Origin of the sequence: Methanocella sp. (genome assembly GCF_035506375.1) — an archaeon.
GTDB lineage: Archaea > Halobacteriota > Methanocellia > Methanocellales > Methanocellaceae > Methanocella.
The window spans coordinates 1-18105 of the sequence record NZ_DATJPM010000021.1 but is presented as its reverse complement, the minus strand read 5'-3'; the positions used below and the strand labels follow the sequence as shown (position 1 = coordinate 18105).

General features: G+C 53.9%; 20 protein-coding genes. 5 read left to right on the top strand and 15 right to left on the bottom strand.

Translation table 11 applies throughout. From position 1 onward, the window contains the following. Positions 1–416 precede the first annotated feature (416 nt). Genes pyk through VMC84_RS02365 form a run of 6 tightly spaced genes read right to left on the bottom strand, consistent with a single transcriptional unit; the run spans position 417 to position 7405 of the window. Positions 417–2168 carry a pyruvate kinase gene (gene pyk / locus VMC84_RS02390; protein ID WP_325377771.1) on the bottom strand — a complete coding sequence of 584 codons (1752 nt, stop codon included), beginning with the start codon at positions 2166–2168 and terminating at the stop codon, positions 417–419. Positions 2169–2203: 35 nt separating this feature from the next. Further along, complete coding sequence (locus VMC84_RS02385) at positions 2204–2980, bottom strand: hypothetical protein (RefSeq protein ID WP_325377769.1); 777 nt, start codon at positions 2978–2980, stop codon at positions 2204–2206. Then, complete coding sequence (locus VMC84_RS02380) at positions 2914–4209, bottom strand: DUF58 domain-containing protein (protein WP_325377767.1); 1296 nt, start codon at positions 4207–4209, stop codon at positions 2914–2916. Before VMC84_RS02380 ends, VMC84_RS02385 begins: the two co-directional genes overlap by 67 nt. A gap of 38 nt (positions 4210–4247) precedes the next feature. Then, entirely contained in the window at positions 4248–5237 is a 990-nt protein-coding gene (locus VMC84_RS02375) for a MoxR family ATPase (RefSeq protein ID WP_349256732.1), read from the bottom strand. A gap of 4 nt (positions 5238–5241) precedes the next feature. Next, complete coding sequence (locus VMC84_RS02370) at positions 5242–6411, bottom strand: hypothetical protein (RefSeq protein ID WP_325377763.1); 1170 nt, start codon at positions 6409–6411, stop codon at positions 5242–5244. Then, a complete protein-coding gene (locus VMC84_RS02365; protein ID WP_325377760.1) occupies positions 6401–7405 on the bottom strand; it encodes a hypothetical protein in 1005 nt (334 codons plus the stop codon). The genes VMC84_RS02370 and VMC84_RS02365 overlap by 11 nt, the downstream gene beginning before the upstream one ends. A gap of 152 nt (positions 7406–7557) precedes the next feature. Between VMC84_RS02365 and VMC84_RS02360 the strand changes: the two genes are divergently transcribed. The 3 genes from VMC84_RS02360 to VMC84_RS02350 are packed head-to-tail and all read left to right on the top strand — an operon-like array spanning position 7558 to position 9819. Continuing rightward, complete coding sequence (locus VMC84_RS02360; RefSeq protein WP_325377758.1) at positions 7558–8490, top strand: NAD-dependent epimerase/dehydratase family protein; 933 nt, start codon at positions 7558–7560, stop codon at positions 8488–8490. Between the two features lie 10 nt (positions 8491–8500). Beyond that, positions 8501–9271, top strand: coding sequence for a serine protein kinase RIO (locus tag VMC84_RS02355; RefSeq protein WP_325377756.1), 771 nt, complete (start codon positions 8501–8503; stop codon positions 9269–9271). 5 nt (positions 9272–9276) lie between these two features. Further along, complete coding sequence (locus VMC84_RS02350) at positions 9277–9819, top strand: KH domain-containing protein (RefSeq protein WP_325377775.1); 543 nt, start codon at positions 9277–9279, stop codon at positions 9817–9819. 210 nt (positions 9820–10029) lie between these two features. On the opposite strand, the gene VMC84_RS02345 is transcribed toward VMC84_RS02350, so the two are convergent. Genes VMC84_RS02345 through priS form a run of 7 tightly spaced genes read right to left on the bottom strand, consistent with a single transcriptional unit; the run spans position 10030 to position 14167 of the window. Further along, on the bottom strand, positions 10030–10800 hold the full coding sequence (locus VMC84_RS02345; protein WP_325377754.1) for a proteasome assembly chaperone family protein: 771 nt from the start codon (positions 10798–10800) through the stop codon (positions 10030–10032). A 9-nt stretch (positions 10801–10809) separates the two neighbouring features. Then, the gene (locus tag VMC84_RS02340; RefSeq protein ID WP_325377752.1) at positions 10810–10965 is read right to left on the bottom strand and encodes an RNA-protein complex protein Nop10; all 156 of its coding nucleotides are present in this window, start codon (positions 10963–10965) and stop codon (positions 10810–10812) included. Positions 10966–10980: 15 nt separating this feature from the next. Then, the gene (locus tag VMC84_RS02335; RefSeq protein WP_325377750.1) at positions 10981–11787 is read right to left on the bottom strand and encodes a translation initiation factor IF-2 subunit alpha; all 807 of its coding nucleotides are present in this window, start codon (positions 11785–11787) and stop codon (positions 10981–10983) included. Between the two features lie 15 nt (positions 11788–11802). Then, on the bottom strand, positions 11803–11979 hold the full coding sequence (locus tag VMC84_RS02330; protein ID WP_325377747.1) for a 30S ribosomal protein S27e: 177 nt from the start codon (positions 11977–11979) through the stop codon (positions 11803–11805). Between the two features lie 24 nt (positions 11980–12003). Beyond that, the gene (locus VMC84_RS02325) at positions 12004–12285 is read right to left on the bottom strand and encodes a 50S ribosomal protein L44e (RefSeq protein ID WP_325377745.1); all 282 of its coding nucleotides are present in this window, start codon (positions 12283–12285) and stop codon (positions 12004–12006) included. 36 nt (positions 12286–12321) lie between these two features. Beyond that, on the bottom strand, positions 12322–12957 hold the full coding sequence (locus tag VMC84_RS02320) for a hypothetical protein (protein ID WP_325377744.1): 636 nt from the start codon (positions 12955–12957) through the stop codon (positions 12322–12324). Beyond that, positions 12947–14167 carry a DNA primase catalytic subunit PriS gene (gene priS / locus VMC84_RS02315; RefSeq protein WP_325377742.1) on the bottom strand — a complete coding sequence of 407 codons (1221 nt, stop codon included), beginning with the start codon at positions 14165–14167 and terminating at the stop codon, positions 12947–12949. The genes VMC84_RS02320 and priS overlap by 11 nt, the downstream gene beginning before the upstream one ends. 290 nt (positions 14168–14457) lie before the next feature. Between priS and VMC84_RS02310 the strand changes: the two genes are divergently transcribed. Further along, the gene (locus VMC84_RS02310; protein WP_325377740.1) at positions 14458–14880 is read left to right on the top strand and encodes a flavodoxin family protein; all 423 of its coding nucleotides are present in this window, start codon (positions 14458–14460) and stop codon (positions 14878–14880) included. Between the two features lie 6 nt (positions 14881–14886). Here VMC84_RS02310 and VMC84_RS02305 read toward each other — a convergent pair whose 3' ends face one another. Both VMC84_RS02305 and VMC84_RS02300 read right to left on the bottom strand, forming a co-directional pair. Further along, positions 14887–16761, bottom strand: a complete 1875-nt coding sequence (locus VMC84_RS02305; RefSeq protein WP_325377773.1) for a PAS domain S-box protein — start codon at positions 16759–16761, stop codon at positions 14887–14889. A gap of 195 nt (positions 16762–16956) precedes the next feature. Then, entirely contained in the window at positions 16957–17139 is a 183-nt protein-coding gene (locus VMC84_RS02300; protein ID WP_325377738.1) for a hypothetical protein, read from the bottom strand. Between the two features lie 216 nt (positions 17140–17355). Between VMC84_RS02300 and VMC84_RS02295 the strand changes: the two genes are divergently transcribed. Next, a complete protein-coding gene (locus tag VMC84_RS02295) occupies positions 17356–17895 on the top strand; it encodes a hypothetical protein (protein ID WP_325377736.1) in 540 nt (179 codons plus the stop codon). Positions 17896–18105: the final 210 nt, after the last annotated feature.

Here is an 18105-nt window from a genome sequence, read left to right as displayed (position 1 = left end):
AGGAATTAGTGAGTTCTTGCCTACGCAAAAACACCCCCCAAAGAGGATGCTTTCACCGACCAAGAAAATTACTCGAACAACCAACCAAACATCAGAAACGCGACCACACCCCCAAAAAGAGTGCGCCCCTCGAATCCTCATTAACATCCCGACTTTTGTCGAGATTTAATACTATGATATGTTTTTATTTATAACTTTCTGCTCGTTAATCACGGGCGAAAATCAAGCCAGTCAGCTTTTAAGACGGGCTCTCACAAGATGCTTGCATTCGGCGCATGCCGCATGCGAGACATACATACACTCATTTTAGTATATATAGCTTTCGAGTTGAATTCCTCGTTCACCGATATACCTGGAAATGGGTGGCTCTACAAAGGTATTTTTTCTATATAACGATTTCGCCAGGCGCTGCCGCTCTAATCCCCTGGCAGATTAATGTAGCCTTCATAAACGAGGCCGCTTACCGTGTCGATCGTGACCTTCAAGCCGTCCTTGAACTTTGAAGTTGCGCCTTTTATGCCCACGACGACGGGTATGTTCATCTCACGGCCGATGATGGCGCTGAACGAGGTGAGCCCGCTCTCCTCGCTCAATATGGCGGACGCCTTCTTTATGTCCTCGATGCGGTCGATGTCGGCTTCCTTGATGACGATGATGTCGCCCTTTTCAATGCTGCTGAAGTCGCCGGGCGACGCTATGATCCGGACGATGCCTTTCACGATTCCCTTTCCGATACCCATCCCTTGTGCCATCTCTTTTGCGACTGCGTGTATCTTCATGATGTTAGTACCTCCAGGTATGCCGGTCAGTATGCCGGCCGTGATGACGACCAGATCGCCGTTTTTAATATAACCTTTTTTAATGCATGTGTCCACGGATTCTTCGATGAGCCCGTCGAGGTCGGGGGGCTGCCCGATATGCACCGGAAATATGCCCCACGATACCGTGAGCTGTTCAATTACGTCCCTGTTGCTGGTAACGGCGTAGGCCGGAATTTGCGGCTTATATTTAGATACTTTTCTCGCGGAGTAGCCTGTTTGCGTGGCAGTGATGATCGCCTGAGCCTTCAGGTTGCGGGCGGCTTCTGCCGTCGCGAAGGCGACCGAATCGGTGATAGATAGCGATGGGTGAGGCGTCTTGGCCGCTATAGCATGCTTATAATAAGAGGAAGCCTCGGTGTATTCCGCGATCCTGGCCATGGTCTCTACCGCTTTAACCGGGTATTCGCCGAAGGCCGTCTCGCCCGAAAGCATCAACGCGTCCGTCCCGTCGAAGACGGCGTTGGCGACGTCCGTCGCCTCGGCCCGTGTCGGTATGGGGTTCCGGATCATGGAGTCGAGCATCTGGGTCGCCGTGATGACCGGTATGGCCTTGGCGTTACATTTTGAGATAATCATCTTCTGGACGATGGGCACTTCGGCCATCGGTATTTCAATGCCGAGGTCCCCCCTGGCGACCATGATGCCGTTAACCACGTCGATGATGCCGTCGATGTTCTTGACGGCCTCGTGCTTCTCAATTTTGGCGATGATGGGTATGTCGGCCTGGTTGTCCTCGATGATCCTGCGCAGGTCCAGCACGTCCTGCGGAGTCCGCACGAAGGACATGGCGATCATCGTGACATGCTGGTCGAGGCCGAACATCAGGTCCTCGACGTCCTTGTCCGTGATGGACCGGGTATTGATGGTCGACTGGGGCAGGTTTATTCCCTTGTTATTCTTGAGCTCTCCGCCCCGGACGACCTGTGTGATAATGTCGCTGCCTTTGACTTCCTCGACGGTCAGCTCGATCAGGCCGTCGTCGATGAGCAGGGTCTGGCCGGAGGCCACGGATTGAGGCAGGTCCTTGAACGGTACGTGGACTTCCTTTGAGTTGCCGGGAACGTCCCGGGTGGTGATAATGTACTTCTGCCCGGGCTTCAGGATGACATTTTCCTTCAGCGTGCCGATGCGTATCTTGGGCCCCTGCAGGTCCATGAGAATGCCGACCGGACGGTCCAGTGCTTCCGATACATAGCGGATGTTCTTAATGAGGTTCGCGTGATACTCGTGGGTCGCGTGGGACATGTTGAGGCGTGCGACGTTCATGCCCGCCTTGATAAGCGCCTCCAGCTTTTCTTGCGTTTCGCAGGCGGGGCCGATCGTACAAACTATCTTGGTCTTTCTCATGGTATGGGCCATATAGTAATGTAATATTACTTATCTTATCCTTTTTCACCATTTTTATGGGGCCACAGGAACAGTATGAGGACGAGGACGAGCAGCACGATGGCCGCGAGCCCGGCCAGTAAATAAGAAAAACCGACGGATTTTAATATCGCCTGCATGTTCTGTCCGGCGTACTGCGCCATGTAGGCGAATATGGCCGTTACGGCTCCTGCGACCACGACCAGCCGGATCTCGAACATCGCATTATGGAAAAGCGCCCGGCGAACCTCCGGCCTGTCCGCGCCCCTGGAGAGGTAAGATTCCCGCTCTTTTTTTAGCCGGCTTAAGGCGCGACCCGCCAGGCTTAAGCATGCCAGCAGTATGCCGGTCATGGCGATGACCGTAAAAGACAGATCGCTGGAGAAGATCCCGAAGTTCGCCGATATGCTTAGTATACGGAAGACGTCGATGCCCGAATAATACAGGACCGACGGCAGGTAGAGCAGCCAGGCCAGATATGTGGCCGCCCTTATAACCTCGCTTGGCCATATCCGGAAAAATGACAGCAGGAGCCCTGATAATGTCACGATGAGGGCGAGCCATAGTATCTCGCTATGCGGCGGAACGCTCACGTTTGCCAGCCTGAGAAAGGTGTTAAAGAGCCGGTCATAGGTGAAGGTCAGGAATGCGACGGCCAGCATTAATACGGCGATCATAGCGGGCATTACATCAACGATGTCCGTAGATACAATACTCCCGTCGCCCTTCATCGTGAGCGCCTCCCGAAGCCGGCCATCATGATCTGGCTCAGGCTGCTGGTCCGCGGGTCCCACTGGACGACGAGCGCGCCGGTCTTTTTTATAGTGTTTACGTATGGCAGGTTATCGAACTCGAGGAGCGAAGCCCCGGTCTCTTCGGCCGGCCCTTGCGCCTCCAGGTTATAGCCTTTGATGTGTAATAGTGTAATGTGCGGTATCCTGGCGCCCGGCGAATATTTACGCATGGACTTGATGCCCTCGATAATGTCGCGGGCGTTTTTACTTCCGGCCATGGTAATGATGATAAAAAGGGGTATTGTACCCATCAGGTGGCCCGAGCATTCTTTCACGGCTTTTTTTAAACCGTTGTCGCCATCGCGGCTTCCAGGCCGTATTTCGAGCAGGTCCTTGAGTATGATCGATGCCTGTTTTTTCCCCGTATCGGGCACTATAAGCTCGCCATAGTTATAGATGTATGCGCCGACACGCATGTTCCTTTCCAGGTAGAACGACGCGATGCCCGACGCGGCCCTGGCCACGTGCTCATAGACGTGGTCCGCCTCGGGGCCGTGCCCGGCCCAGGCTCCAGCGTCCACGAAAATGAATACGGTCTTTTTTCCTTCTTTCTCATACTCGTTCACGTACGGCTTCTGGTCGGCGGCCATCGAGAACCTGGCCGTCGCTTTCCAGTTGATAGTACGGTACGGGTCGCCTGGCCGGTATCCGCGGATCTCGGTAAAGTCCGTCGTCCTCTGCCCGAGCTTGCTGACCGCCCCGATGGGCACGGGCATGCTGGACAGGAGCCGGGGGTCCCGCATTTTCTTGATGTTCTGCCGTTCCGGGTCGACGATGAGCCGGGTCGCTTTCTCGTCGATGCTGGAAACGGGCTGCTCGATCCAGGAGTTATGATAACATTCGATGTGCGCAGGCCCCAGGGTATATATTCCGCGCTTCGTGCCTTCGACGTCATAGGACAGCTCAACGGGGCGCTTCCGCCCGTCATTCCAGTAGACGTGAAAGTTATTTCCCTTCACGAGGCTCAGGTGATCCGGAAGCGGGTCGTAGATCGTATAGATGCCTGTGCCGCCGTTCGTGTTGATGGTCATGGACACATGGACTGTCTCGTTCAGGCGGGCTTTGATGACCTTCTCGTTCCGGCTGATGGTTATATCGTATTTTGTGTGGTATGCCATGGACAGGAGCAGGAAGAGGAACGGCACCAGGGATACGTATATCATTATAATGTTGCCGAAGACGATGCCGACGATTAGGAAGGCCAGGAAAAAGCCCGCCTCATCGACCATGTTTCTGGAAAACGTCGATATCCCGCTCCCTCACGCGCCTACCGCTTTATAAAGCCCTGCCGTACGTAGTCCTTAGGAGGCTCGATGGAGGACATGATCTCGCCGATAATGGACCGGGGAGTGATATTTCCCTCGATCTGGTATTCGATGCCCATGATCACCCGGTGGGAGAGAGCCTCATAAACGAATGGCTTGACGTCGTCGGGCGTGACGAAGTCCCTGCCGCACATTGCGGCATACGCCCGCGATAGCTTTAGCAGAGAGAGCGCTCCACGCGGGCTTGCCCCGACTTCGACAGCCGGATGCTCCCGGGTCGCCCGGACGATCTGGCTCACATAATCCAGTATCTGGCCGTCGGCATAGACCCTGGACTCTACGAGGTCCTGCATGGCGATGATCTGGTTCCGGTTAACTACGTTTTCGATCCGGGACGTAGGGTCATCCGCCTTCCAGGTAATGCGGCGCCGGAGAATTTCGCTTTCCTGTTCCACAGTCTTGACATATCCCGTGGACATCTTAAGCATGAACCGGTCAAGCTGGGCTTCCGGCAGGGGGAAAGTTCCTTCGAGCTCGATGGGGTTCTCGGTCGCGATGACAAAATATGGCCGTTCGAGCCGGTAGGTCGTGCCCTCAATGGTCACTTGCCTCTCTTCCATGGCCTCGAGCAGGGCCGACTGGGTCTTCGGCGGCGCCCGGTTAATCTCGTCCGCCAGCAGGATATTCGTGAACACGGGCCCTTTTTCCAGGACGAAGCCCGTCTTCGCGTCTTTCCAGATCCGTGCGCCGATGATATCGCCAGGCATCATGTCGGGAGTGAACTGTACTCGCCCCCAGTCACAGCCCGATACCCGGGCAAAGACCTTCGCAAGCAGGGTTTTCCCCAGGCCGGGGTTATCCTCGAACAGCACGTGGCCCCCGGCGAGGGCCGCGCAGAGCATCTTTTGCACGACGATGCCGTCGCCGACGAAAACGCTGCACGTCGCCTTTAGTATCCTGCCGGATAACGTTTGAAACTCGTCTATTTCCATGACCTTACATCCTCTGTCTGTTTTCACTATTGTGTTCGCCCGTCTTCTTATGCTCTTTTGTCGTATCGATCGCCGCCGCCATGGCGGCCATCATTTCATCGACGGCCTTCTGACGATTATTTCGATTGGCCTCGTTAATGTTACCGACGGCCCACTTAAAAAGAACCGGCGGCTCGGTCATGTCCGCATGGTCGATGATCTTCGACAGGATAGGGCCTGCCGTGTTTTCCGGAACATTATTATTGATGAGCGCCGTCGCCATGAGCATGACCAGCCCCTCCTTTTTTCCCTCGTCGACGAAGGCTCCGACCTCCGCCGCAGCCCTGTCCAGCTCGGCCTTATCCGAGGACGCCCCGTCCGTCCCGTATACGTTCTTGTCTTTTTGCGCCGCGTCGGAGATCGCCGTCGACTGGATCTTCACGAAGATGAAGAGCACGATCCCGCTCAAAGCCGCCCATTCGATCACGCCCAGCCCGAAAGACCCCAGGCCCGTCAACGATTGCCGGACGAGCAAAAAGTAGGTCATGATGACTGCGACGGCCACGCTTACGACGGCCGGGCTCTCGATCTTCGAGAACAGGCCGCCGATGTATGCGATACTCGGGTTGCTATGCCTTTTTAAGATGCCGAGCAGCGAATAGACGGCCATCGAGACGAAGGCGATGAGGGCGAGCGTCGTGAGCTGGGAAAGCACGGGCATGTCGACAGCCGTAAAGGCGGAATAATAAAGTAGGCCGATAGCCGCGATGAGCAGGGCCCGTGTTACGACGCCCGTGAACTCCGAGTAGGCCCTTGAAAGACAGTGTAGCGACGCGATTATGCCCGTGAGCAATACGGGTATCTCCAGGCTCTTCACAGCAGTTGAGAAGTCCTGGACGGGAAGCGACACCGCCAGGAATACCGTGGCCGCGAGCAGGATCGACGCATAGGTCAGGGGGCGGGACATTTTTCCCGCGATCAGCAGGCTGGCGACGAGGCCGACATACAGTACTATCGCCGCGTAGACGGCCGGATAGAAATACTCTGATGTGGGGAAATATATGATCATAAAAGCGGCAAAGATCGCAAGCGCGGCTGAACGGTATATGATACCCATGAATATCTGTCTTCTTATATCGACAGCATCCTCCTCGCCGGATATCTTTTCTACCGGCTTATCGGGTTCATATGACATTGGATGTCTGGCCTCCTGCGGACGGCATTAGCCCCATACGTGAAATGTACATATCCTCAAAATCCTTTCGCTGTATGTCATGCAGGCTATAGTTCGCGTACTCGAAGAGCATTATGGCGTCGCCAAGGCTTTTTATCATTTTTTCCGGCATACCCTTACGCATCGCGAGCTCCAGCTCGCGGGCCGTTAATTCCTGGCCGGTCCCGTCGTGGCCTGACATGTGTGCGCTATACATTTCGTTGAACATGCGGACGATCTCTTCCCGGTAGTCCACTATCCGGATGTCCGCCCAGGAGGACCCGTGAGAGCCTGGAGCGTTTTCCGGACTTACCGTGATACGGTGGTCGCCCTTTTCCAGCTCAAGAACAGCGTGTGCGGAGCCATGTTCAGCCCTGAAATGCCCGACGACCTTATAGTCGACTAAAAGGCTCAGGCTATTATTATCCCCGGTCTTATCCTGAACGACCACGTCCAGCTTCTCGTTAATTCCCCAGATGGCCGGTAATGGGGCACGTATCTGCGGGAAGCTGATACTGTAGTCGCCTTCATGATAATCAAGGTCGGGCCTTTCCTGGACGCGCTCGAGCCTGGCCGCGGGCTGCATTTGGGGTCGTTTCCGCCTCCGCCACAGGATATAACCGATGATGGCCAGCAGTATCAGCGCGATCAGTATTGCGATCAGGATAAGCGGGCTGTAGGGCGAATTATCGAGAAGGTCCGGCAGGCCTCCCAGGGCTTTGACAATCTCGGGAAGCGGGGAAAGCGATAACTCGGGCACCGTAAGGCTCGCGGACGAGTCGTTATTACTGGACGCTGCGGCACCGCTATCTGTGTGGTTTGACTGACCCGTTATGTTAATATCGCTGGTATATGTCTGCTGGGGCTGAGACCGTGCGCCGATGAGGCCGCTGGAATACTGTATCGCGGCCGCCAGCAGCATAATGGATATGAAGACCAGCGCGAGGGCGATGATCGTAAAGAGTTTATTTTTCATGGGCGAATACCCGCGTTCGAGGTAATTTTGGTTTGTAGTCCGGACTTTACTTACTTATCCGGCACTATTTATAGATTGTCTATTAATCCATAAAAACGCCCTATTGGCCGAACCCATAGATTATTAAACGTACATCGCCATACTTGTATCACATGAAATTCGTCGTAACGGGCGGAGCAGGGTTTATCGGGAGCCACCTGGTGGACCGGCTGCTCGAGCGGGGCCACGAAGTCACGGTCATCGACGACCTGTCGGGCGGCCGGCTGGAGTTCATCGACGGTCATTTTCCCAACGACCGGTTCAACTTTATTAAAAAGGACATATCGGTCGGCCCAATTATGGATATAAAAGGCGCTGATATGGTCTATCACCTGGCTGCGAACCCGGACGTGAAGCTAGGCGCGGAGAACACGAAGGTGCACATGAAACAGAACATTATCGCCACCTATAATGTGCTCGAGGCTATGCGTGAGCTCGGCATAAAGAACATCGCCTTCACCTCCACGTCGACGATCTATGGCGAGGCGACGATCGTGCCGACGCCCGAGGAGTACGGCCCCCTGATGCCAATATCGCTTTACGGGGCGTCAAAGCTCGCCTGCGAGGCGCTCATAAGCTCCTACTGCCATACGTTCGGCATGGCCTCCTGGATCTATCGTTTTGCCAATATCATCGGCGACCGAAGCACCCATGGCGTTATCTACGACTTTATCCGAAAACTGAAGGACGACCCGGCGAAGCTGGCCATCCTGGGTGACGGCAGGCAGTCGAAGTCGTATTTGCACATCGGCGACTGCGTGGACGCAATGCTCTTCGCAGTGGAGAGAAATAGCGGGCCGGTGAACATATATAACATCGGCTCCGAGGACCGCATCGACGTTACGGGCATCGCGCGGATAATTACGGAGGAGATGGGGCTGAATAATGTTAAGCTGGAATATACTGGCGGCACGCGGGGATGGGCGGGCGACGTGCCCTTCATGGGCCTTTCGATCAAAAAGCTGAAGGCGCTTGGCTGGAAGCCTAAATATAATTCAGAAGAGAGCGTACGCATGTGCGCCCGATCATTGCTGAATAGAAAATAAGCGGATACATATGGACCAAGAAAAAAAGATGAAGAGCATCGATAAGCGCATCGATGAATATCACTTCAAGATCAAGGACTCGAGCGACCTGAAAGCAGAGAGCGGAGTCTTTGACACGCCCACGCTCAAGACGCTCTACACGCTGTCCAGTAAGGGCATCATCACGGCCATGGGCGGCGTCGTATCGACGGGTAAGGAAGCCGATGTATTCCACGCTATCGGCGAGAACGGCCGGGAGCTGGCCATCAAGATCTACCGTATTAACACCAGCGATTTCCAGAAGATGCAGGACTACCTCATCGGGGACCCCCGCTTTTCCAACGTACGGGGCACGAAAAAAGACATCGTGTTCGCCTGGACGAAAAAGGAGCAGAGGAACCTCGAGAGAGCCGCGGAAGTCGGGGTGAGGGCGCCGGAGCCCATAATAAGCGAGCGAAATATCCTTATCATGGAGTTCATAGGCAAGGATGGCGTATCGGCGCCCAGGCTAAAGGATATACGGCTGGAGCAACCCCAGCAAGTATATGACGTGGTAGCCGAATATATGCACTTGCTTTACCAGAAAGCCCGGCTCGTCCACGGAGACCTCAGCGAATACAATATTCTTCTCTACGAGGAGAAGCCGGTCATCATCGACATGGGACAGGCGGTCATGCTGGAACATCCCATGGCGCGTGAGTTTTTAGCGCGTGACGTTAAGAACGTCGTGAGATACTTTAAAAAATCTGGCGCGAAGTGCAGCGAGGAGGAGCTTAGCGCCTTCATAATGAAAAAGGATTGAGCATCATGCAGGAGCACATCAAGGTCCCGCAGGACCGTATCGGCGCGATCATCGGCGTCGAGGGCAACATTAAAAAGATCATCGAGGAGAAGACGGGAGCGATGCTTGACGTGGACAGCGAGAGCGGGGTCGTGATCATCGAGTCCGGCGACGACTCATTCAAGGCGCTCAAGGCCAGCGAGGTCATTAAGGCCGTCGCCCGCGGGTTCAGCCCCGAGAAGGCCCTCAAGCTCCTCGAAAACGAAGACCTGGTTCTGGACGTCATCGACCTCTCGACGATGACCGACTCGCCCGCCGACCTCAAGAGGCTTAAAGGCCGCATTATCGGCAAGAACGGCAAGACCCGCGAGGTCATCGAGCAGATGACGGGCGCGAGGATATCTGTCTATGGAAAGACAGTAGGTATCATCGGCGACTCCGAGCAGCTTGCGACGGTCCGCGAAGCTCTTAACATGCTCATCGACGGGGCGCCCCATGGAGCCGTCTATGGCTTCCTGGAAAAGCGCCGGCGTGAGCTAAAAAGGACACAGATGGATTCCATTTATTAGTAATAGTGATATGGAAGGGCTTTTACCCTCCCCTGAATCTTTTTTATTTGGGTTTCTTGCCACAGCCACAGGTGTCGCACATTCGTGTTCACCCCCCGGTAAAGTGATCGGGATTTACGATAATCAGTATAGGGGCATAGAATACTGAAAGTTACCCGAAGATAAAACGAAAGAAAACGGAAGCGGTTTAAAAAGAAATGGATTACGTGGTCAGACGATGTACTTGTCTTCAGCCGTGAAGTCCTTCGGCCCGGGCTGCTGTTGCTGCTCCATCTCTTTGATCTTGGTAATGATCTTCTCGATCTCCGCCGCCCTGGCCTCGAGCTCCTTCGTGTCGACCGACAGGTTAAGCGCTTTCGAGAGCACCGCCAGGACCGCCTGGGCGCTCTTCGGGTCCACGAGGTATCCGGACGTCTCGCCCATGAGACAGACCGCCTCGATGCCCCGGAGCTCTCCCAGCCCTAGGATCAGGCCGGAGGCGCCGATGATGCCGCCGGACAGCTCGCCCTCGTTGAACATGGCGCCGTAGGACTTGACCTCGTCGATGATGTCTGCCTTATTCGTGGCGTAGAGGACGTGCGGTACATCCATGAGCTTGCCCGTGCCGTAGCCGCCCAGCGTATAAATACGCCGGGCCTTGAATTTCTCGGCAATGTCCAGATAAATGCCTGCGAGCTCATAGTGGCCGTCGTTGGTCACGCTCTGATAGTCGCCGACGAGAATAAGCAGGTCCGGCGTCTTTTCATTTCCTTTATACGCATAGACCTCGTTGCTGACCAGCTTTGTCGTGCCATCGGGGTTAACGTTCACCTGGGGCGGTAAGTGCGGGGAGAAGATCTCCATGATCTTCTCGGCCTTCAGCTCGCCGATGATGTGTTCAGCTACCAGCTTGCCGATCAGTCCGATGCCCGGAAGCCCGACGATCATGACAGGCGTGTCCAGGGCCTTTTCGCCATATTCGACGACCGTTGTCTCGTTCATAATAAAAGCTCACTTCTTCTTTGCCAGACGCCTGTACTTGCCGTAGACATCCAAAGGTGAATATCTCGCCGGGACGGGATTTATAGTCTTCCCTCCGCATTTCGGGCATACGCTATTAAAAGTATAGGTGCCGCACTGCGCGCACTTTTTCATCTTGGTCTTCATGAATAGAAAAAAGGCTTATTGGAAGGACTTCGCCTCTTCCATGTGCCTGTGGAACTCGCCCTCGCCGCCGTGCTTCTTTACCTGCTCGATGGCCTCCATGGCGGCGTTCTTGAGGATGTTCTCGGCCTTCTTATAGTCGGGAGCGACGACACGGATACGATAGCGCGGCGCGCCGACGTAGGTGATCTCGACGAGAATGCCGTCGCCGCCTTCTTCGCCCTTGTTGGCCGACTTCAGCGCCTTCTTGATGACTTCGATGCCGTTGGATTCCGGGCAGATCAGGTCCACGTAGCCGGATATGTCCACGGAAGGCACCTTGACGTTATCCTTCGCGACCTTGACGATCGCCTCGACGACTTTAGGCGAGAAGCCAAGCTTGTTGATGGCCTTCATGTCGCCCTTGACCGCGTCCTCGAAGATAGCGTACAGGTTGCCGAACTCATCCCGGATCTTATCCTTCATTGCCTCGAGCTCGGCGGGCGGTATTCCGGCGTCATCGGCCGCGAACTGGAGCCACTTGGATGCCTTCTGGTCGTTCTTCCAGAGCTGGATGGTCTCCCGGCGCTGGTGTTCGTTAACGTCCTTGAAAGAAAGGTCGATATGGCCCCTCTTGGGGTTCACGTCCAGCACTTTACAGACGATCTTCTGCCCTTCGCGCACGTGGTCGCGGATATACTTGACCCATCCCGAGGCGACCTCGGATATATGGATCAAGCCCTCCTTATTGTCGTATTCGTCAAGCGCGACGAAGGCCCCGAAGTCGACGACCTTGGTTACGGTGCAGACGACGAGTTCCCCGACGTTGGGCCATCCTTTAGTCATGATACGAATTTACCTCTACTCTAAAACTTCTAGGATCTCCGTCTTGATGACCGCCTTGCCGCCACTCGGCTCGGCCAGGGTCCGGCCGCATACAGTGCAGTCCACCCTGCTGGTCGCGTTCCCGAAGATGATCTGCTCGTTCTGGCAGTCATTGCACTTGACCTTGAGGAACTTGCTCTTTGTAATTTCCATGAATATGAACTCCTTAAAATGTCATTACTCTTCGATGAGCTCGAACTTCTGTGTCCTGAAGCCTTCCTTGATCATGGCCTTCTTGCACTTGAGGCATCGGAGCCTGATGTGGACCTTCTTGGTGGGCTTATCGCCGCCCGGGACCTTGGAAAACTTGCCGCGGTTGCCGATACCGAAGGACCTGGCCTTCTGGCGCTCGATCCTGGTGAGAGTGGAGGCCCTTCCCTTCTTGACCTTCTCCACCTCATGCTCGGTGTGAGTCTTGCAATGCGGACAATACGTCATGTACTTTTTCGGCATCTTCATATGATATTCACCTTTTTGCGTATGGATTTATAGGGTTTATCCCTCCCCCTGCGGATTTTGCAAGGGTATGGCGACGTTTTTATTACACAGCACCAGCGCGTTCGCCTTCGGAAGAACGACCACGTCATCGCCGGATAAGTGGTAGTGCCGCCCATCGACCCCCACGAAGCGGGGAATGTCTTTGAGCACTTTGACCATCACGAGGTCTTCGCTTATTTTATCATTATGAACTTCGGAATTTTCGATAGGCTTTTCCTTAGTGGTTGTCTCCCCTAATATATTTTTCGAAGGATTTTGGGGCCTGCCGGGCTCTAATACGGGGAGAAGTACGTCCGTCCGGCCGCTCTCCAGGGCGGCCACGATCCCGTCGAACATCGGCTTTTCCCGCTGCGTCAGCCCCTTGACATCCATGCGGATGCCGGAAGCGGTGTTGAGCGCGGCGTCGATGATCTTGCTGCGCCGCCTGTCGAAAATTCCCTCGAGCACCATGCGGGCGTTCTTCAGCTCGTCGCTGAGCATGTCCGCCTCACGGTAATTCGTCGCCTCGTTCCGGGCAGCCTCGAGCTTTTTAATATACCCGGCCGCATCATCGTAGAAGGAGTCGCCTATCTCCTGCAGCTCGTCGATCTCCCGCTCCTTTGTCAATATCATTACGAGGTCTTCAAGGCTCATACTCGGCGCTCCCCCGGCACATCAGGTACATGGCGACATTCTCGGGCAGCCGCCCGACGCCCTCGCCGACGCGCCAGATCTTCCCTTTGATCTCCACTTCCTGGGGCCTGGTGACCAGCACCCGCACGGGCGCTTCAGTAAATATTATGGCATCTTCAAGGGGATTAAAGGTTTCGAGCTTTTTTCTGGTGAGGGGCACGACGCCAAAGGACGACCCCCCATGTATAGAGCCGGGCAGCCGTATAAGCCTTTTGATGTCCGCCGTCACAGGCTCGTCGGTCTTTCCCGCCACGTCGACCTTGAACTGGTCGATGGTCCCGTCCAGCATGTTCTTAAAGAAGCCCTTGAGATTCCCCTTGATCTCGAGCCTCCCCTCCTTTCGGACCTTATCCAGCTTCGCAGGCTCCCGGGCGACGGCCAGCAGGTCTCCTGCCTGTTTGCTATCGAGCTCATATTTTTTAAGCTCTTTTTTAGCCTCTTTATCGTCGAGGCGGCCGATATCGGCAAGCTTATCGGATATGTACCACGCCACCCGGCGGTTCCACCCATACCCCGGAATGCCGCCGTCGAAACCCTCGATCTGCCAGACGCCGGTCGTCTTCTGGCCTTTAAAGCCCTCCACGATCTTCGTGGCCTTCGTGAAAATGCGGCCGCTATCCAGCCCCGTGCCCAGGATATAATCCACGATCTCCCGGCGCTCCGGGCTTTTTAGTGTCCTCACGCGCTCGTCCCGAATATGGACATGGTAGCCGCGGCCTCCGGAGAACACGATGTCCATGTCCTTCTCGCTGAAGCCCAGGTCATCCAGTAAAAATTCATCGATGAGGCGGATGAACTCTTTTTTGACCATCTCCAGCATGCCCGAGTACGACTTCGGCGGGTTGGGCAGGTGGTCGGCGTCGAGATCGAATATCAGGTCCGCCCCTAGCCATTTCTTTTCCAGCATCGTGGGCGCCTGCGGGTACTGGTAATAGGCGGCCGAATGGTAGGCGTGCTGCGGCGCCATGCTTTTGAGATAATCATTTAGCTCGGCGGCGCTGTTGAACGACTTGTGGCGGTGCATCTGCATCGGGCGGGACCGGTCGGGCACGTCCTCGTAGTAGAGGAAACCCCACTCCCGCTGCGTAAAACCTGGCGGCACCGGCACCGGATGCTCCGCGTAGTACTCCCGGAAGCGCTTCATAAGGAAGAGCCGCGTCTGGTCGTTCATGATTCCACTAAGAACGCCGGAGCATAAAATATTAACTACTCACTAACTTGGCAAAGAAGCGTTTATTCGGCTTATCTAACCAGTACTCCAATTAATAATTTATCCCGCATTACTCCAATATGGATAATACTCAATAACATATTATCCTAGAATGTTATTATATAGCCAATGCCCATTGTATTATAATAATAACTTTCAAATCCCCATTATCATATAAAACGTATAGCTTTTATTTTAATGACGACCGCAAAACATAATATATAAATCACCATGTTTCCCTTGTATATCCTATGGATCAGGTGATCTATTATTCGCGGAGCGGCAATACGAAAAAGCTGGCCGACGCGATGGGGGAGGCACTGGGCGTTAAGCCGGTCGAAGTGGCAAACGCAAAGATCGACCCGGCTGCCTGTGTAGTGTTTTTAGGCAGTGGGCGCTACGCGGGTACACCCGGCCAAGAGATGATGAAGTTCATCGAGACCAACGACTTTAAAGGCCAGAAGGTCGCCCTCTTCGGCACTTATTGGCTCGCTGGCTTGAACAAGGGCCGAGAAATCGAAACGACGACGAAGGCGCTGGAGCAAAAGGGAGCTATCGTTGTGGGCGACTACAGGTGCCCGGGAAAGTTTATCGTGTTCAACCTTGGTAGGCCAAATGCTCGCGACCTCGAAGGCGCAAGGGGATTCGCGAAGAAAATGAAAAGCATTTCATAAAAAATATTACACAATGACGGGTAGCGTTACCACGAACCGGGTGCCCTTCGTATAGTCGCCGGTTACCCGGTCCTCGACCCATACTCTGCCGCTGTAACTATCCACGAGCGTCTTCACCAGGTATAGGCCGAGGCCCATACCCTTTGCCTTGCTCGTGCCCTTCAATAATCGCTGGAAGATCCTGTCCTTCATTTCGTCCGGGATCCCGGGACCGTTGTCATCGACCATCACCCGGCAATATTTTACACCATTAATGCTAACCGTATCCAGGTCGATCAGAATATCGGCGCTCTCGCCCGTGTGCTTGATCGCATTGCTGACCAGGTTAGCGAAGACGTCATACAGCAGATCGTTCGCCCGGACCATGCACCGTTCGCACTCATTCAAGTGCAGCGTGACCCGCTTATTCGGCACCGACCCGTACTCACTCTGCACGTCCCGGAGCACCTGACAAACGTCTACATCCTGTAATAAGAGCAATCCATTCCGGAGCTTTTCCAGCTTCCTCACGTTACTGATGAGCTGGGTGCTACGATGCAGCACCTCCTCGGGCTTATCCAGTAGTTTCGCCTGCTCTTCGCCCGGAGGCATACTCTTGGCCAGTTCCAGGTAACCCAAAGCCACCTGGTGCATGTTGTTGATGTCGTGACTCATGAGGTCGAGGTACAGCTCGGCCTGCTGCTTAGCTACAATTAACGCTTCCTCGGCCAGCTTGCGCTCGGTGATGTCCCGGTTGCTGGCCCGGCGACCAAGCCATTTTCCGTCCTTTCCGAACACCGGCTGGCACTCGTGGCTGATCCACCGGGTCTCGCCGTGTGCCGTTGTGATGCGGAAATCGATGCGGGCTGCATTATCGGCAGACGCAAAATGGTCTGCCTGGTGGCGTTCGTAGGCGGCCCGATCGTCCGGATGTACGATCTTCAACGTTAACCCCGGGTCTCGGTAGAAGTCGGCCGTATCATAGCCTGTGATCCGCTCGGCGGAGGGGGAAATGTACACGTATTCCCCGTTCGGGCCGATCCAGCTCTCCCAGTCGTAGGTGAAGTCGGCCACTAGCCGGAACTTCTCCTCGCTCTCCTGTAACGCCTTTTCGACCCGCATGCGATCGTTGATGTCGCGGACGTGCTCGATGATGCCCATCACCTCCCCCCGGTCGTTCACCAGCGGGAAGGCGTATATCTCAGTCCATCCCTTAAGGTCATTCACGACCTGCCTTTGCGTGGACCTTGTTTTCATGGCCCGGAGGCTCGGGCACATCTCGCAGGGCGCAGACCGCCCGTGGTAGGCCTGGAAGCATTTTTTACCGGTTATGTGCCCATACCGTTTTTCAATGGCCGGGTTCACCTGGATGATGTTCAAGTCCTTATCCAGCACACTGATGCCGTCCTGGATGCACTCGAATACCTCCCTCAAAAATCTCTCATTTTCCTCTAGCTTCCCAATGATTAACTTGCGCTCGGTGATATCCCTGATGAAATTGCCCATGTACTCGTTTTCAAGGAAAAAAACAGATATCTCCACGGGGAACCTGCTCCCATCCTTTCTCGAATACACTGTCTCGGCTTTAAGTAAGCCTTCTCGCTTAACTATATCCCATGCCTGCGAATATCGTTTCTCATCGTAGTAAGTATCGAAGTCCCATACTCTCATGGAAAGAAGTTCATCCTTCGTAAAGCCAAGGGCACGACAGGCAGCATCATTCGCATATACGATGCGCCCCTGTTTATCAGCCCACATACACGGGTCCACGGCATTATCCAGAGCCAGCTTGGAGATCCTTAATAGTTTATCGCCGCCCGGAAGCTCTCGCGTGTCAAGACTATCATTTTTTGTAATAGCTTTCTTACGAATTCGGTCCTTATGATCACATGTAGGCCGCATAATCTCTCTATTTTTTACCATTATAGGTGCCACCAGACTTTTTTGGATCTATTTTCGTAGACATAGGAGCCTTGAAAAATAATCAATAGAATTAGACCCTTCTGACTAATATTAATAACGGAAATAACATGAACAACTTAATATAAATATTTTATAATAAAATAAAGGCTTATCGATTAAGAGTAATCCTTAGTATTAACGAATTTTAGCCTTGACCTTATCGTATAGCTTGACCTTCTTGCCCTCGCGGAGGTTCTTCTGGATATACCAAAGCGTCGATTTATTGATGCCCAGTTCTTTCTGCTGTTCAGGCGTCGTGTTCAGGATGAAGTCCCGGGTCTTATTATCGTCGTTCCGCTTAATCGATACGCCGGGCACATAAAAAATATTGTATTAAACTCAGCATTTTAGAGAAACCCAATAGTATCGACGTGATATTATGAAATTGCTTATAAAAAGGCACCATTTTGAGGGTTTAAAATATTAACCCGATGAAGGCTTAAGACAACAAAGTTTATTTCGTATATAAGAGAATATAGTGGCAAGGGATATACAATGGCTAAAATGCAGTTAATAATATTTATAACGGCAATAATGATAGCGGGCGCTTTGATAGTGCCCTCGTACGCACAAGTTATCGCGCCTGCACCGACCGCGAACGTGACCTATGTCCCGGTCAGCGGCACTATAACCTTCGAACCGAATACCTATACGACTGGTGTTAAGAGCGTCTCGGACCTCACGATCTACGCGCGAAGCCCGGACGGCACTGACACAAAGACGAACCCCGCGGCGGACGGTACATTCTCCGTGAGCGTCCCGGGCGCTGGCAATTATAGCTTCTGGGTCATACCGTCAAAGCTGGATTACCTGAACTCGACCACGAACGCGACATACCAGGTACAGTATCCGGACATATCCGCTCCGTATTATACGAATGTCTCTGCTACGGGTCTCACGGGCTTAGCCATACCGACGAAGACCGTTCAGACCGGCAAGCCCATGAATGCGACCCCCCTGCCGCCGACCGTGCCGGCCGCCACTGCCACTCCGCAGGCGACCCCCGGGTTTACGATGATCGCCGTGCTGGCTGCTCTGGGAGCTGTCTGTGCGCTGGCATTCAGGAAGAAGTAAAACTTAACTATTTTTCAATTTTCATTTTTTATAAATATTTTTTATATCTTTATATTAAATATTATTAGTGCCACTTGGTGTAAACTTGGTGTGGTTGAAACCATGTGCTTACAAGTGGCACCAAGTTTACACCAGGCCGCACGGAATTTTTATTTAATCACCAGGCGGCACCAACTAATTTTTAATAAATTTGCTGTGTTGAATTATTCC